At 62.9% G+C, this 15,619-nt stretch carries 16 protein-coding genes; 6 read left to right on the forward strand and 10 right to left on the reverse strand.

The genetic code is table 11. The annotated features are described in order from the left end of the window. Positions 1-44: 44 nt before the first annotated feature. Positions 45-467 carry a DUF1801 domain-containing protein gene (locus AQUI_RS0108410; protein WP_027257121.1) on the forward strand — a complete coding sequence of 141 codons (423 nt, stop codon included), beginning with the start codon at positions 45-47 and terminating at the stop codon, positions 465-467. 34 nt (positions 468-501) lie between these two features. On the opposite strand, the gene rnr is transcribed toward AQUI_RS0108410, so the two are convergent. From rnr to dapE, 4 genes are read right to left on the reverse strand one after another with little or no spacing between them, the layout of a single operon-like run. After that, on the reverse strand, positions 502-2,781 hold the full coding sequence (gene rnr / locus AQUI_RS0108415) for a ribonuclease R (protein WP_027257122.1): 2,280 nt from the start codon (positions 2,779-2,781) through the stop codon (positions 502-504). A 57-nt stretch (positions 2,782-2,838) separates the two neighbouring features. Continuing rightward, positions 2,839-3,411: a TIGR04282 family arsenosugar biosynthesis glycosyltransferase gene (locus tag AQUI_RS0108420; RefSeq protein WP_027257123.1), complete on the reverse strand. Its 573-nt coding sequence runs from the start codon at positions 3,409-3,411 to the stop codon at positions 2,839-2,841. After that, on the reverse strand, positions 3,408-3,833 hold the full coding sequence (locus AQUI_RS0108425; RefSeq protein ID WP_027257124.1) for a GNAT family N-acetyltransferase: 426 nt from the start codon (positions 3,831-3,833) through the stop codon (positions 3,408-3,410). The genes AQUI_RS0108420 and AQUI_RS0108425 overlap by 4 nt, the downstream gene beginning before the upstream one ends. Beyond that, positions 3,830-4,975, reverse strand: coding sequence for a succinyl-diaminopimelate desuccinylase (dapE, locus tag AQUI_RS0108430; protein WP_027257125.1), 1,146 nt, complete (start codon positions 4,973-4,975; stop codon positions 3,830-3,832). Before dapE ends, AQUI_RS0108425 begins: the two co-directional genes overlap by 4 nt. 316 nt (positions 4,976-5,291) lie before the next feature. Here dapE and AQUI_RS0108435 point away from each other — a divergent pair, with 316 nt between their 5' ends. The 3 genes from AQUI_RS0108435 (at position 5,292) to AQUI_RS0108445 (ending at position 9,106) form a co-directional block, all read left to right on the forward strand. Next, positions 5,292-6,863 (forward strand): Hint domain-containing protein, encoded by a 1,572-nt coding sequence (locus AQUI_RS0108435; RefSeq protein ID WP_027257126.1) that lies wholly within the window; start codon positions 5,292-5,294, stop codon positions 6,861-6,863. A 5-nt stretch (positions 6,864-6,868) separates the two neighbouring features. Further along, positions 6,869-7,942, forward strand: coding sequence for a Hint domain-containing protein (locus tag AQUI_RS0108440; protein ID WP_245596893.1), 1,074 nt, complete (start codon positions 6,869-6,871; stop codon positions 7,940-7,942). A 108-nt stretch (positions 7,943-8,050) separates the two neighbouring features. Continuing rightward, a complete protein-coding gene (locus AQUI_RS0108445) occupies positions 8,051-9,106 on the forward strand; it encodes a transporter substrate-binding domain-containing protein (RefSeq protein WP_051371853.1) in 1,056 nt (351 codons plus the stop codon). Between the two features lie 9 nt (positions 9,107-9,115). On the opposite strand, the gene AQUI_RS0108450 is transcribed toward AQUI_RS0108445, so the two are convergent. Beyond that, the gene (locus tag AQUI_RS0108450) at positions 9,116-9,463 is read right to left on the reverse strand and encodes a hypothetical protein (RefSeq protein WP_051372000.1); all 348 of its coding nucleotides are present in this window, start codon (positions 9,461-9,463) and stop codon (positions 9,116-9,118) included. 143 nt (positions 9,464-9,606) lie between these two features. On the opposite strand from AQUI_RS0108450, the gene AQUI_RS0108455 reads away from it, so the two are divergent. Beyond that, entirely contained in the window at positions 9,607-10,140 is a 534-nt protein-coding gene (locus AQUI_RS0108455) for a HutD/Ves family protein (protein WP_027257130.1), read from the forward strand. Here the strand turns inward: AQUI_RS0108455 and AQUI_RS0108460 are convergent. The 4 genes from AQUI_RS0108460 to AQUI_RS0108475 all read right to left on the reverse strand — a co-directional run bounded on the left by AQUI_RS0108460 (position 10,137) and on the right by AQUI_RS0108475 (position 14,246). Beyond that, complete coding sequence (locus AQUI_RS0108460) at positions 10,137-11,504, reverse strand: formimidoylglutamate deiminase (protein WP_027257131.1); 1,368 nt, start codon at positions 11,502-11,504, stop codon at positions 10,137-10,139. The two genes, AQUI_RS0108455 and AQUI_RS0108460, sit on opposite strands and share 4 nt — an antisense overlap. Positions 11,505-11,749: 245 nt before the next feature. Then, positions 11,750-12,577, reverse strand: a complete 828-nt coding sequence (gene dapD, locus AQUI_RS0108465) for a 2,3,4,5-tetrahydropyridine-2,6-dicarboxylate N-succinyltransferase (protein WP_027257132.1) — start codon at positions 12,575-12,577, stop codon at positions 11,750-11,752. Positions 12,578-12,687: 110 nt separating this feature from the next. Beyond that, the gene (locus AQUI_RS0108470; RefSeq protein ID WP_027257133.1) at positions 12,688-13,287 is read right to left on the reverse strand and encodes a GntR family transcriptional regulator; all 600 of its coding nucleotides are present in this window, start codon (positions 13,285-13,287) and stop codon (positions 12,688-12,690) included. A 38-nt stretch (positions 13,288-13,325) separates the two neighbouring features. Beyond that, positions 13,326-14,246: a threonine/serine dehydratase gene (locus tag AQUI_RS0108475; protein WP_027257134.1), complete on the reverse strand. Its 921-nt coding sequence runs from the start codon at positions 14,244-14,246 to the stop codon at positions 13,326-13,328. A 146-nt stretch (positions 14,247-14,392) separates the two neighbouring features. On the opposite strand from AQUI_RS0108475, the gene AQUI_RS0108480 reads away from it, so the two are divergent. Then, on the forward strand, positions 14,393-15,241 hold the full coding sequence (locus tag AQUI_RS0108480; protein WP_027257135.1) for an LOG family protein: 849 nt from the start codon (positions 14,393-14,395) through the stop codon (positions 15,239-15,241). 30 nt (positions 15,242-15,271) lie between these two features. Here AQUI_RS0108480 and AQUI_RS0108485 read toward each other — a convergent pair whose 3' ends face one another. Next, positions 15,272-15,481: a hypothetical protein gene (locus AQUI_RS0108485; protein ID WP_027257136.1), complete on the reverse strand. Its 210-nt coding sequence runs from the start codon at positions 15,479-15,481 to the stop codon at positions 15,272-15,274. Positions 15,482-15,619 lie beyond the last annotated feature (138 nt).

The following is a 15,619-nucleotide window of genomic DNA, read 5'->3' on the forward strand; positions in this document are numbered from 1 at the left end:
CCGGCCACGCAGAGCCCCTATCGCAGAGCGATTTAGTGCTTGCTATGAAACCTGCCTTTGCAACACCAGAGATCAAGGCTGCCTTTGCGGTCTCAGATCCCTTGGCGCGGAAGGGGCTGCTGCGGCTCCGGCAGCTGATTTTTGACACCGCCGCCGAAACACCGGAGGCCGGCCGGGTCGAGGAGGCCCTGCGCTGGGGCCAGCCCTCCTATCTCACGCGGGAGTGCAAGACTGGATCTACCATTCGGCTGGGGGTGCCCAAGGGCGCGCGTTTTGCGTTGTTTGTGCATTGCCAAAGCCGGCTGATCCCGGAGTTTGCCAGCGCTTTCCCGGCATGGGACCGGTTCGACGGCACCCGCGCGGTGCTGTTCGACGAACCCGCCGAGGTCGAACCCATTCGCCATGGCTGGCTGATCAAGCGCGCTTTGACATACCGCATCCGTCCGCCGCTGGAGACTCCGGTCTGACAAAGTAACTGGCTGTCCCCACGGGGACAGCCAGTTACTCCCGCCGCTTACGCTCAACTTTGCGTTTTACTTTGGCGCCTTTGTGCTTGGACTTTGCTGCCTTGCGCTTGACGGTGCGGCCTGCCGGGCTGCGCCGCCCGCCTTTGCGGGATCCACCGCCCTTGGGCAGTTCCAGGTTTTCAATCGCCAGCAATTCCAGCTCCAGCCCGCCGGTCACCGGCGCTGCCTGAACAAGCCGCACGGTCACCCGCTGGCCGATAGCCAGGGTCATGCCGGTATCGGCCCCCATCAGCGTCCCCGCTTGGGCGTCGAAATGAAAGAACTCGCGCCCGATCGAGCGCACCGGGACCAGCCCGTCCGCGCCGGTCTCATCCAGTTTCACAAAGGCTCCGAACCGGGCAATACCGCTGATCCGCCCTTCGAATTCATTGCCCACCCGTTCGCTGAGATAGGATGCCAAATAACGGTCCGTCGTATCCCGCTCGGCAATCATCGAGCGCCGTTCAGTGTCAGAGATATGGGTGGCGGTTTCTTCCATCCGTTCGATCTGGGCCTCGTCCAGCCCGTCATCTCCCCAGCCATGCGAGGAGACCAGCGAGCGGTGCACGATCAGGTCCGCATAGCGCCGGATGGGCGAGGTGAAATGTGCGTAGTTCTTGAGTGCCAGGCCGAAATGACCAAAGTTCTCCGGGTTGTAATAGGCCTGCTGCATCGACCGCAGGGTGGAGATGTTGATCAGTTCCGCCTCATCGGTCCCAGCCGCGTGGTTCAGCAGCGCGTTCAAGTGCCGGGTCTGCAACACTTGGCCCTTGGCCAGATTCAACCCCGCCGCACGGGCAGTTTCACGCAATGCTTCCAGCTTTTCCTGCGCCGGTTCCTCATGCACCCGGAACAGCAGCGGCGAGCGCTTATTGATCAGCGTTTCCGCCGCGGCGACATTGGCGAGGATCATGAACTCCTCAATCAGCTTGTGGGCATCCAGACGGTCGCGGAATGCAACCGAGCTGACCTGACCAGCGTCATCCAGGATGATTTTGCGCTCCGGCAGGTCCAAGTCCAGGGGCTCCCGCACCGCACGCGCTCTTTTTAGAGCCTGATATGCGGCAAAAAGCGGTTTGATCACATCTTCCACAAAAGGAGTGGTCTTTTCGTTCGGAATGCCGTTCATGGCCTCCTGCACCTCGGCGTAATGCAGCGAGGCGGCGGAGCGCATCAGTCCGCGCACAAACCGGTGGCCGATCTTGTTGCCCTCGGCATCCACTTGCATCCGCGCAGCGATACAGGCACGCGGTACCCCTTCATGCAATGAACACAGATCGCCCGACAGCCGGTCCGGCAGCATCGGTACCACACGGTCGGGGAAATAGCTGGAGTTGCCGCGCTTCTTTGCCTCGCGGTCCAGCGCAGAACCGGGGCGCACATAGGCTGCCACATCGGCAATTGCCACCCAGATCACATGGCCGCCGGGGTTCTTCGGGTCGTCGTCGGCATGGGCATAGCAGGCGTCGTCATGGTCGCGCGCATCCGCCGGGTCGATGGTGACCAGCGGCAGCTCGCGCAGGTCTTCGCGGCCCTTGAGGCCCATCGGTTTGGCGGCATCCGCCTCGGCCATGACCGGATCGGGAAAATGGTCAGGGATGCCGTGCTGGTGAATAGCGATCAGCGACACTGCCTTTGGTGCCGTCGGGTCGCCCAGCCGTTCCACGATCCGCGCGCGCGGCAGGCCCATGCGGCCCTTGGGGCCGGCCTGCTCCGCCTCGACCAGCTCGCCGTCCTTGGCGCCGTTGATGGCGTCCGGTGCTACCATCCATTCGCTGGACGCGGCCTTGTCGATGGGTATAATCCGCCCGCCTTCGGAGCCTGCACGGAAGATGCCGAGGACCCGTTTCGGGTTGGTGCCGATGCGGCGGATCAGCCGAGCCTCGTAATTGTGGTCCTGATCCGGAACCAGCTGCAGCTTGACCAGAATCTTGTCGCCTTCACCCAGGGCCGGATCTGAGGCTTTGGGCAGGATCAGAATGACCGGTTCGATCCCCTCGCCATGCCACTCCAGCGGGTGGCCATACAGGTCGCCATCCGCGTCCGGCGCCTTTACCTGCAGCACCGTCACCGGCGGCATCTGGTCCGGGTCGCGGTAGGTCTTCTTGCGCTTTTGCAAGTGGCCCTCACCCTCCAGCTCCTTGAGGATCCGCTTGAGGTCGATACGGTCGGCGCCCTTGATGCCAAAGGCCTTGGCAATGTCGCGCTTGGAAGTATGGGTCGGGTTGGCGGAGATCCAGTCGAGGATTTCGGCCTTGGAGGGAATACGGCTCATGTCTTCCGCCCTACCACGGCGGGCCAGCGGCGTCATGGTGAAAAGCGCGCGGTGGGATCAGCGCCGCGGCAGATCGGCGGCGGTGTCAACGTCGCACAGGGTATCGGTCAGCGCGATACGGTGTCCGGGCAGGGTTTTCAGGGTGTCGGCAAGGGCATGTTCGCTGGACCAGCGGACATTTCCGAACAGGTCATGGGGCAGGCGGGAGGGATGTTTGGCGCCCGCCAGCCAATAGCCGCCGTCATCGGCAGGGCCAAAGACAGCGTCGTGATCACCAAGCGCAGCGAAAGCGCGGGCGATATGGGCGCGGGTGATGCCGGGAATATCGGCGCCGATCAGGCACACAGGACCGGGGGTGGATTGAAGGATCTTCTTCATCCGCTGCCCCAAATCTCCACCACCTTGCGGCAGCCGGGGCAGGTCTGCGGGCCAAACTTTGGAAACCACTGCCCTGTCCGGTGCCACCGCCAGCACGATCTGCCAGCGCAGATCGCGCAAGCGGCGGATCAGCCGGACGGATTGATGCCGGAACCACCAAGTGGCCGGGATGACGCCGATGTCCCGGCCCAGCCGGGTCTTGACCCGGCCCGGCCGCGGTTCCTTGACCATGATGATCAAGGTGCGTTTCACGTGAAATCACGCACCATGTCCCGGTGATCTATGCCGGCGTCGTCATAGACCGGACCAAAGGCGTTGAAGCCGAGCCTTTCATAGAACCCGATGGCATGGAGCTGCGCGCCGAGTTTGGCTTTGGCAATGCCCGGTTCAGCCCGCGCGTTATGCACCGCCGCCTCGATCAGCTTGGCGCCCAGGCCCGTGCCGCGGGCGGAGGGCAGCACACAGACCCGGCCGATCTTGGCAGTATCCCCCTTGAAGACAATCCGCGCGGTTCCCACGGGGATACTGTCCTGAAGGGCCAGCAGATGGGTGGCATCGGCGTCCAGCGTGTCCTGTTCCTCTTCCACCGGCACGCCCTGTTCCTCGACAAACACCTGGTGGCGCAGGGCAAAGCAGGTTTGCAGATCATTTGTGACAGAGATGGTCAGGTTCATCCAAAATATTCCTGCAGGATGCGGGTGTAGATCGCCTTTAGCTGGTGGATCTGCGCGACCTCGACCCGTTCATCCACCTGATGCATGGATTTGCCGACCAGGCCGAACTCCACCACAGGGCAGTGGTTCTTCACAAACCGCGCGTCCGAGGTGCCGCCGGTGGTCGACAGTTCGGGTGTCTTGCCGGTTTCCGCCGCTACCGCTGCCGAGACCAGTTCCGACAAGGCACCCGGCGGGGTGATGAAGCTCTCGCCCGAGATTTTCACCTTCATGGCGATTTCAACGCCGAACTCAGCTGCGACCTTATCCGCCTCGCCCTGCAGCCATTCGGTCAGGCTGGCGCCGCTGTGCGAGTCGTTGAAGCGGATGTTGACGGCCGAGGTTGCCTGCGCCGGGATCACATTGGTGGCCGGGTTACCGGTGTCGATGGTGACCACCGCCAGGGTGGAGGCGTCAAAATGATCGGTGCCCTGGTCCAGCTCGTGGCTCGCCAGCCGGTCCATCAGCCGGGCCATCGCGTTCAGCGGGTTGTTGGCGCGGTGCGGATAGGCGGAATGGCCCTGCACGCCGGTCACCGTGAACCAGGCGGTAAGGGAGCCGCGGCGGCCGATCTTGATCATTTCGCCCATCTCATTGGGGCAGGTGGGCTCGCCCACCAGGCAGACGGACATCTGCTCGCCTTCGCGGTCCATGTAATCCAGCAGCGCAGTGGTGCCGTCCACCGCATCGCCTTCCTCGTCGCCGGTGATGGTCAGGATGATGGCGCCGTCCGGCGGCGTGTCCTTCACAAAGTCAATCGCAGCGGCGGCAAAGGCGGCCACGCCCGATTTCATGTCGGTGGCGCCGCGGCCGTACATGAATCCGTCTTTTTCTTCGGCGCCAAAGGGCGGCATGGTCCAGGCGGCCTCATCCCCCAGCGGCACGACATCGGTGTGGCCGTTGAAACCAAAGGCCTTGGCATGACCCTTGACGCCCCAGCGGGCAAACAGGTTGCTGACCTCGCCGCGGTCTGTTCGGGTGCACTCAAAACCTGCGCCGCTCAGCAGTTTCTCCAGCAGCACCAGCGCGCCGCCTTCCTCGGGTGTCACCGACGGGCAGCGGATCAGGTCGGCAGTCAGGCGGGCGGGATCGGTTTGCGGCATGGGCGGGCTCCAGAGTTTCGGGTGCGCCCAGGCCTAGCGCGGATCGGGGCGCGGTGCAATTCGCCGCTGAGGCAGGGAATGTGGCGCAAAAGCTGCGGTTTTGCAGATGCGACCGTGCCAGTCTGACTCACATAAAATTTTATGTTAAGGCTTTGTTAATAATGACCCGAGGCAGGGCAACCAAACGAGCAACAAGGGCCGCAAAGGCCAAGCAGGAGCAAGCTGCGCGCAGCCGCGGCGCCACTGTGATTGACAGCAGGCGCAAGCCTGTCGCTCTCGTTTGTCCGGCCTCTGACAGGCAAGAGGTGGGCAGATCATGGCAACAGGCGCTGAACTCAACTATCAGACGAACGCCTCTGCAACGCAGATGGCGCAGACGATTTTTGGCGATGGCGCCACGGTTGTTGGGGCGTCCTATTCGGGGTGGAGCCAGTCTTCGGCGATCTATTCCGGCGGCGATTCCCTGGCGCCGGGCGCAACACCCGGCGATTCCGGTGTCATTCTGTCGACCGGGCGGGCCAGCCATTTCACCCGCTCCGGCGGGGATCCCAACCGATCCACCCAGACATCGACCAACACGCCTGGCGAAAGCAACAATGCGGATTTCAATGCCGCAGCTGGCACCAATACTTATGATGCCTCCTACCTGGATGTGAGTTTCATCCCCGATTCGGATGTGATGACGATGCAATTCGTCTTTTCTTCCGAGGAATTCCCGGAATTTCAGAATTCGGTCTATCAGGACGTGGTCGCAGTCTGGATCAACGGCGAGCAGGTCCTGATGGAGGTCGGAAACGGCCAGGCCAACCCCAGCAACATCAGTTCGTCAATCAACGAGAACCTTTATCTCGATAACGCAGGGGACGATTTCAACACCGAGATGGACGGGCTTACCCTGACCATGACGTTGACGATGCGCGTCAATCCCGGTGAGGTGAACGACATCCGCATCGGCATCGCGGATGTGAGCGACAGCCGCTACGACAGTAACCTTCTGATCGCCGCGGACTCGGTGCAGACTGATCTGGTGGCAATGACCGACAATGTCTTTGTGGCACCTGACAGCAGCAAGACCATCGACGTGCTGGCTAATGACGTGAACAATTCCGGCGGCACTCTGACGATCACCCATATCAACGGCACCGCAGTGACGGCGGGGGCAGTGGTGACGCTCAACACCGGGCAAGAGGTGCAGCTGAACGCGGATGGCACGCTGACGTTGATCGGTGATGGCGATGTTGAGGACTTCAATTTTACCTATGGCGTGACCAATGGCGTCAATACCGATACCGGCTTTGTCAATGCCAGTTCGATCCCTTGTTTCGTGGCAGGGACCCGGATCCGGACGCCTTATGGCGAGGTGCCAGTAGAGGATCTGATGCCTGGCGATCTGGTGGAAACTCGGGACGACGGTGCGCAGGTGCTGTGCTGGACTGGCGGACGATCGGTGGCGGCGGCAGGTGATTTTGCGCCGATCCGCATTGCCGCTGATACCTTCGACCGGCACGGCGAACTGATGGTCTCGCCGCAGCACAGGGTGCTGGTGCGCGGGGCCCATGCTGAGCTGTTCTTTGGCGAGGAAGAGGTGCTGGTGGCAGCCAAGGATCTGGTCAACGGGCGCAGTGTGGCGCGCTGTCCAGGCGGGGAGGTCACCTATGTGCATCTGATGTTCGACCGCCATCAGGTGATCTATTCTGAAGGTCTGGCCACTGAAAGCTTTTTACCCGGCCCGCAGATCGTCAACCTGTTCGAACGGCCGGTGGCAGAGGAGATCTGCGCCTTGTTCCCAGAGCTCGATCCTGAAACCGGCGCGGGTTACAGCGCGGCAGCGCGGCCTGCGCTGAAAGCATATGAAGGGAGGCTGCTGGCCGCGATCCAGGCGGCCTGACGCAGGTGGGCTGGTTTGCGGTCTTTGGTGGCGGCCACAATTGGAGCGATCCGCAGACGCTGTTAACGGCGGGTCTAACCGACGGCGATTGCCTGCTGGTGCGCGGCACAATGATGCTGGAATTTCACCTGCCGGAAAGCGCTAGGCCAGAGCCGCTGCTGCTTTACTCCCAAGGCGGCGATTGGCCGTTGCGGCTGGCGCTGCAGGCGGTGCCGGGCGGCGGCTTAAGCTTTGTGTTGGAGCAAAACGGTGCCGTGCTGCACCAGACGCTGAATCCAACCAGCCTGGGGCGTACCGGCCGGTTGCGGCTGATCTATGCCTGGGACGCGCCTGCCCGCACAGGGCGGCTGACGCTGGAGCGGCCGGACGGCAGCCAGATGCAGATTGCTGCCCTGGCTGGACCCAAACCCTGGCGGCTGCGGGACCTGCAGGCGCTGATCGGACCGCTGGGCTATGTGGCGCCGGCAGTAGAATACCTGGCGCTTTCCAGCTGCATGGAGCCGGCGGGCCCGGCCCCGGCGCTGCTGCCTTCCACCCCGATTGCCACACCTGAAGGCTACCGTGCGCTGAACAGTTTGCAGCGGGGCGATCTGGTTCTGAGCAGCAGCGGTGAGGCGGTGCCGGTCTTGCATGTGGTCGAACGCAAGGTGCCTGCGCTGGGCTCTTTTGCTCCGGTGCGGCTCAGGGCGCCTTATTTCGGGCTGCAGCGGGACATTCACGCGGCACCGTTCCAGCGGCTGGTGCTGTCCGGCTCGGAGGTGGAATATCTGTTTGGCCAGCCTGCGGTTCTAGTTCCGGCCGGCAATCTGCTGGGGACCGGTACCGCCCTGCCGGGGGTGTCAGGCACACCGCTGATCACCTACCGCCAGGCGGTGCTGCCGGATCATGAGCCGCTGCTGGCCGCCGGCGCCATGACAGAAAGCCTGTTCCTGGGCCGCCTGCGGCGCGACCCCCAGCGTCTGGCTGCCAGCCTTTTGGCACCGCTGGGCGCCGCAGCCTTGCCCGAGCACCGGCAGCCGAAATTCCCGGTGCTGCGGGCCTTTGACGCCGCAGTGCTGGCCGAGCGGAGGATCGCCTGACACATCCGCAGCTTCGAAGCCGGCCTCTGCTGCCAAGGCGCTTGCGTGAAAAAGGGGAACCGCCTAAGGACGTTGAAACCATCCCAGAGGCCTGACCCGAGCGTTTCCGTGCTGTATCTTCGCCTGACCACCGCCGCCCTGTTCCTGATCTGGGGGCAATTGCTGTCTGCGCAGGTGCTGACAGTCAATACTGTCACCCGGCCGCCGTTTTCGATGGTGGAGGAGGGGCGCGACACGGGCTTCTCGTTGGAACTTCTGAAAATCCTGGCGGGGCGGTTGGATTGGGAGTACCGCGTCAATCGTACGAACAGCTTTGCGGATATGCTGGACGGCGTCCGCAGCGGCGAGGCCGATCTGGCCGCCGCCAATATCTCGATCACCGCCTCGCGCGAAGTGGTGATGGACTTCAGCCAGCCGATCTTCGAAAGCGGCCTGCAGATCATGGTGCACGCCGATGAAATCCGCCAGCCGTCGCTGCTGCGGGCGCTGCTATCCTGGGACCTGGCTGCGGCTATCGGCATCGCCTTCCTGATGCTGTTCGGCGGCGGCATGATGATGTGGGCCTTCGAGCGCCGCGCCCAGCCCTATTTCGACCGTCCGTTGAACGAGGCCTGGTTCCCCTCCTTCTGGTGGGCGCTGAATTTGGTTGTGAACGGCGGGTTCGAAGAACGGGTGCCGCGCACACCGGTGGGCCGGATGTTCGGTGTGGTGCTGGTTGTGTCGTCGCTGTTCATCGTCTCGGTCTTTGTCGCGAAGATCACCGCGGTGATGACGGTTGAGGCTATCAGCGGCTCGGTGAACTCGGTGAACGATCTGTATGGCAGATCCGTGGGAACCATTGGCGGGTCGACCGCTGCGGGGTTCCTTGACCGACGCGAAATCGACTATTCCGCCTTTAACGGTCTGGATGAGATGCTGGGCGCCTTTGAAGCTGGTGAGGTGACGGCGCTGGTTTTTGATGCGCCGGTGCTGAATTTCTATGTACAGCAAGGCGGTTATCAATACGGCCACACCATCGGTCAGCCGTTCCTGCGCGAGAATTACGGGCTGGTGTTCCCGGCCGGCTCGCCGCTGGTGGAAGAGGTCAACCAGGCGCTGCTGGCGATGCAGGAGGACGGCAGCTATGACGCCCTCTACCGCAAATGGTTTGGCAGTCAGAACTGACGCCTGGCCTTAGTGGAAAACCGGCTCTTCACCGTCAAAGAACGGGGTCATCTGCGCGACGATCACGGCGTTTTCCTCCAGCGCCCTCTGCATCAACGCACGTTCCTCATCGCCGATCTCATGGCCTTCGGCCTCGCGCTCTTCCAGCGTGCCGTAACCGGTGACATCCAGCGGCGCGGTATCGGCTTGTTTCAGGATCGCCACGGTTTCGCGCACCGCCTCGGCCTCATCCACCCCGGAGGCATAGATCATCAGCGCCGCGCCGGTGGCGCCATCAGGCAGGCCGTCCCCGGCCTTGCGTCCGATCTGGACAAGCAGGGTATAGACTTGCTGCCGGGAGGGTTTCTTCTTTTCCATGCCGCCGCCATAGCCCCGGTGCAGGGGGTGGTCAATCAAATAGAGATAACGCGCAGACTGGATGGGCAGTAAGCGGAGGGCTTGCGGTCATTTGTATCCGGGCTTTATGTCTAGGCCTATTGGAACGCCAAAGGGACATGCCAATGCGCTTCTCCGCCCAAACTGCCCAACCGGTTCCCTGGAAGAACGGCGGCGGTGTGACCCGTGAGTTGGCGTCGCACGCAGAAGGCGGCCGGATGGTCTGGCGCCTCAGTTTGGCAGAGATCTCGCGGGACGGCCCGTTTTCTGCTTTTCCCGGCCTTGCCCGTATCCACTGCATCGTGGCGGGCGCCGGGCATGTTCTGTCCAACGCAGGAACCCGCCTGGAGGCCCGCCTGATGGAACCGCTGGCGTTTGACGGCTGCCTGGAGCTGGACTGTTGCCTGCGAAGCGGCGCTTGCAAGGCCTTCAACGTGATCTATAATCCCCAGCTTGTGTCGGCAGAGGCCAAGGTTCTGAGTGATGGAAGGGTGTCTAATGCTGCGGGCGGCCAGGTGGTCCTTGTTGTGTCGGGCAGCTTGGAATTGAGCGGTGGAGACAGGCTTATTCCTGGTGAAGGGATCATCATGGAAAACGCCGCCAGCGGAGAGATCTCCGAAGGCGGCGCAGTGATCCAAGTGCGGTTTCAGCCGGTTTAGAGACTGTTCAGCAGGTCCTTGATTGCCGTTCTGTAGCCTGCGATCACTCGGTCTCGGGCAATATGGCGGCCCTGTTGCACCACATGACGGCCGGCGCTCCAGACGTCGGTCACGGTGTCGTCGCCTGCCGCAAAGCACAGCCCGTCCAGCATCTGCTCCGGCTTCAGCGCGCACAAGGCCGGCACGCTGCTGTCAATCGCCACCAGATCCGCCAGAGCGCCCTCTTCGATCCGCCCGGCATCGCGGCCCAAGGCCTGCGCCCCGCCTTTCGCCGCGCCCATGTAAAGGGTTTCGCCAACCGACCCTTCGCCAGGCACCAGCACATTGCGGGCCAGATCGCGCAGGCGTTGGGAATACTCCAGCGTGCGCAGCTCTTCAGTCAGTGAAATCCGCACGTTAGAGTCTGATCCGACGCCGAAAACACCCTCATGCGCCAGGTATTCCACCCCATTGAACGGCCCGTCGCCCAGGTTCGCCTCGGTGATCGGGCAGAGGCCTGCAACAGCGCCGGAACGGGCCATGCCCACGGTCTCGGCGCTGGTCATATGGGTGGCGTGGATCAGGCACCATTTGCTGTCGACCGGCGCGTTTGCCAGCAGCCATTCCACAGGCCGCGCGCCAAGCCAATCGCTGATATCGGCCACTTCCTTGGGCTGTTCCGAGATGTGGATATGCACCGGCAGCCCGTTTGAGATCTGCAGAACCTCTGCCAGATCCTCGGGGCAGGTGGCCCGCAGCGAATGCGGCGCAATGCCGACGCAGGCGTCCTGCGGCAGATCCCGCGCAACTTTTTCGCGCGCCTGAGCGACCAGTTCAGAGAATTCCGCCACCGAATTGCCAAACCGCTGCTGGCCGCCATTCAGGTCCTGCTTATCAGCGCCGCCGTAGCTGTAAAGCACCGGCAGATGGGTGAGACCGATGCCGGTCTGGCCGGCGGCTGCAAAGACCCGCTCGCTGAGTTCTGTCAGTGATGCAAAACGGGCTCCGCCCAGTTGGTGATGGACATAGTGAAATTCGCCAACCGAGGCATAACCGGCTTCCAGCATCTCCATGAAAACCAGCGCAGCGATAGCCTCATATTGTTCCGGGGTGATGCGGTCCACGAACCGGTACATCAACTCGCGCCAGGTCCAGAAGCTGTCCTTGCCGGCCGCTCGGTACTCGGTCATCCCGGCCATCGCGCGCTGGAAGCTGTGGGAGTGCAGGTTGCCGAGCGACGGCAGCAGCACATCTGCCCGCGCATCTTCGGTTTGCGGCTGAGCACCTGTTTCCAGAGACGTGATCCGCCCGGCCTCAACTGTCAGCCGGAGGTTCTCTGCCCACCCTTGGGGCAGGCGGGCGCGCTGGGCGAATATTGTCTGCATCCGTCTCTCTTATGTGTAGATGTATTACCTTTAGCGGCGTGCTTATTACACGGCAAGGGTTTTGCGCAGAAGGGGCGCTGCCCCCCCGGCCGGGTAGCCTCACCCCGGGATGCTTCCGGGCCGGAAGAACGGGGAGTCCAGCCTTCAAATATCCTGGGGCCTGGGGCAAAGCCCCAGCTGCCGGAGGCAAAAGAAAAACGCGCCCGGCTAGGGACGCGTTTCAAGATTTAGCACTGCGGTGCGGATCAGTCGCGCAGCAGCTCATTGATGCCGGTCTTGGAGCGGGTCTTCTCATCAACCCGCTTCACGATGACCGCGCAGTAGAGGCTGATGTTGTTCTTCGACGGCATCGAACCTGCGACCACAACTGAATAGGGCGGCACTTCGCCATAGGTGACTTCACCGGTCTCGCGGTCGACGATCTTGGTCGATTTGCCGATGAACACGCCCATGCCCAGAACCGAGCCTTCGCGCACGATGCAGCCTTCGACCACTTCCGAACGGGCGCCGATGAAGCAGTTGTCCTCGATGATGGTGGGGCCCGCCTGCATCGGTTCCAGCACGCCGCCGATGCCGACGCCGCCCGACAGGTGCACGTTCTTGCCGATCTGGGCGCAGGAGCCGACGGTGGCCCAGGTATCAACCATGGTGCCTTCGCCGACATAGGCGCCGAGGTTCACGAAAGAGGGCATCAGCACCGCGCCCGGCGCAATATAGGCGGATTTGCGGACGACGCAGTTCGGCACCGCGCGGAAGCCTGCGGATTTCCACTGCTCCTCGCCCCAGCCGTTGAATTTGCTGTCGACCTTGTCCCACCAGCCACCAGCCTGCGGGCCGCCTTCGTGGATTTCCATGTCCTTGATGCGGAAGCCCAAGAGCACCGCCTTTTTGGCCCACTGGTTCACATGCCAGTCGCCGCTGTCCTGCTTTTCGGCCACCCGCAAGGAACCGGAGTCCAGCGCGTTCAGGGTGTCTTCGATGGCTTCACGCTGCTCGCCGGTGGTGGCGGGAGTGATGGTGTCGCGCGCCTCCCAGGCGGCTTCGATTGCTGCTTCCAGCTGGGCGTTGGACATGGGGGTTCCTCCGGCATCCGTTAGATTCGGGGTTACATAACGGCAATCTGACCGCAGGTCATGTCCGGATTGCGTCCAAATTGCCGCCCTGCACGGCGTTTTGCCTGCAGTCAGCGCACCCGGCGCAGGTGGCGGCGTAGGATTTCGCAAGCCGCAGCGGGATCGCGGCGCTCCATCGCCTGCACGATGGCAGCATGATCACTGTCTACCCGGCGCGTCCATTGGTGCTGCCAGTTGGCAAATAAATGGCGGGCAGCGGCGATATGCAAATCGTCGATCGAGGCCAAGAGCCGCGGCATCGCGCAAGGGGCCAGGATCACCCGGTGAAAGGCCCGGTTCAGGCGTTCCCAGCCGGCCATGTCTTCTGCTGCATCACAGGCGAGGCGGGCGGCATCGGCGGCAGCGGTATCCTCGGGCGTCAGGCGGGCAAAGGCGTGGGTCAGGGCCAGTACCTCCAGCGCCACCCGCATTTCGATCACTTCGCGGATCTCAGCAGGATTCAGGGCGCTGACCCGTGTGCCGCGGCGGGGTTCGGATTGGGCGAGGCCATGCGCCTCCAGCCGCAGGAGCGCTTCGCGCACCGGAACGTGGCTGGCGTCAAACTCGCGCGCGATATGGTCCTGGCGCAGTTTTTCGCCGGCAGGCAGGCTGCCGGTGATGATGCGCTCACTTAAGGCGTGATAAATCGTATCGGCAATGGTTGCGGACATGCCACGGCGATACCCGCGCCGCGGTCAGCCCGCAAGGATTATCCCAGCGGGTCCGGGGCAATGTTGCCGCCGCAGATCAGCACCGCCACGCGTTCGCCAGGGGCGGGGCAGTAGGCGCCGCATATCAGCGCAGCCAGGGCGGTGGCGCCTGCCGGTTCGACCAGGATCCGCCGTTCGCGCCACAGCGCGGTCTGGGCCTTGGTGATGGCGCTGTCCGGCACGGTCACCGATGCCAGGTCTTGTGCCGAGGCAAACTCGAAACAGATAGCGCCAATGCGTTTGGCACCAAGGGCGTTGGCCGCCACGCCGGAAACTTCCACATCCACTGGCTGGCGGGCCTGCAAGGCCGCATTCAGCGCGCAAGCGGTTTCGGGCTCCACCGCCACGATCTTCTTTGCTCCCTGGAGCCAGGCCAGCGCGCCGGCAATCAGCCCGCCGCCGCCCACCGCGATCAGAAGGGTATCCGCCTCAAGGCCTTGGGCCTGCCATTCGGCAAAGCAGGTGCCCTGGCCGGCAACCGTGGCGGGGGCGTCGTAGGCGTGGACCTGCATGGCGCCGGTCTCCGCCTCATAGGCCTGGGCCTGTTCCAGTGCGTTGGCATAGGCGCCGGGCACCACCTGCAGATCAGCCCCGGTTCGTTCGATCAGTGATATTTTGGCCGGGCCTGCCATCTCGGGCACGTAAATCCGGGCCTTGTGGCCCAGCTGGTGCGCGGCATAGGCCGCGGCGGCGCCGTGGTTGCCGCCCGAGGCCGCCACCAGTCCCGCCGGCGGCACTGGCTGGCTCAGCAATGTGTTGAAGGCACCGCGGGCCTTAAAGCTGCCGGTGTGCTGCATGTGCTCCAACTTCAGCTCCACTGGGAAATCCAGGCCGAAGCCCTGCGTTTTCATCACCGGGGTCCGCTGCACATGGGGGCCAACGCGTTCTGCTGCGTTCCTGATTTCATCCTGCCAGTTCATGCGCCGATCTCCCTGCCTTCTGCGCGGGAACCTTATCGGCGCCGCCGCTGTGTGCAAGCGCTACGGTGCGTTGTTGCATTCTTGATTGGCGCTAACGGCCAAGGGCGGCTACAAAGGGAGTCCTGTTGATTAATCTGGGATTTTCTATGACCGAAGACCGCCACAGCCGTTTCCGCGATGCCCATTCCGACCGGGACCGGGCCGAACATGTGCCCGCCACCCCGCAGACCCAGGCGCCTGCCTACCGGCTTGCCTTTGCCGATGAAGAGTTTCTGTGCCGCGAGGAACTGCGCCCGGTGCGGTTGCAGCTGGAGCTGCTGAAACCGGAGCTGATGCTGAACGAGCATGGCATCGAAAGCACCATTGTGATGTTCGGTGGCGCCCGGATCCCGGATCCCAAGCACAAGGATCAGGCGCGGACTCAGACGCTGGCGGATCTGTCGCATTTCTATGATGAGGCGCGCGCGTTCGCCAGGCTGATGACCGAAAAGTCGAAGGAGAGCGGTGGCCGTCAGAATGTGATTGTGACCGGCGGCGGCCCCGGAGTGATGGAGGCGGGCAACCGTGGCGCATTGGATGCAGGCGGCCAGTCCATTGGTCTGTCAATCGTTCTGCCGCACGAGCAAGCGCCTAATGGTTATGTGACGCCAGACCTTAGCTTTAACTTCCACTACTTCGCGATCCGCAAAATGCATTTCCTGATGCGGGCGCGGGCAATTACCGTGTTCCCGGGCGGGTTTGGAACTCTGGATGAGCTGTTCGAGAGCCTGACCCTGATCCAGACTGGCCGGATGGAGCGGGTGCCGTTCCTGCTGTTCGGCAAGGCGTTCTGGGACAAGATCATCAATTGGGAGGCGCTGGCCGATGCCGGCACCATTTCAGATCAGGATCTGGACCTGTTCCGCGTGGTCGACACCGCCCAAGAGGCGGTGGAGATCATCGAAAATTGGGAGCCTGCGCCGCCGCGCGACAGCCTGCCCGGACGCGAGCGCTAAGCGCCGTAAGCAAAGCAGCTGTTGCCGGGATCAAGCAAATTCCGGCGGCAGCCTGCCAACCTCGTCACCGGTTGTCAGACGGGTGAGGATCTGGGCACCTTCTACGGTTTTTATAGAATAGCCATACCCGCGCAGGCGGAACTGCCATTCCCGCGGACTAAGTGCCTTTTCCCGTTCGCTGCGGATCAGGTCCAGCACGCTGGGGTCAATCGGGGCAGTCTTGCGTTCCATTGGAGCCATCTGTGCGTCCTTCTGAAAATGAATTGTCTGCGTTTTGGAAACTGTTCCCGGCAAACGGCTGAATTTAAGCTGTATTGTGAAAAGAATACGGCGGGCTGGCCTGCGTTCCGGAGTGCGGCTCTTGTGCAACAGTTCTCA

It is taken from the genome of Leisingera aquimarina DSM 24565 (assembly GCF_000473165.1).
GTDB classification, from domain to species: domain Bacteria; phylum Pseudomonadota; class Alphaproteobacteria; order Rhodobacterales; family Rhodobacteraceae; genus Leisingera; species Leisingera aquimarina.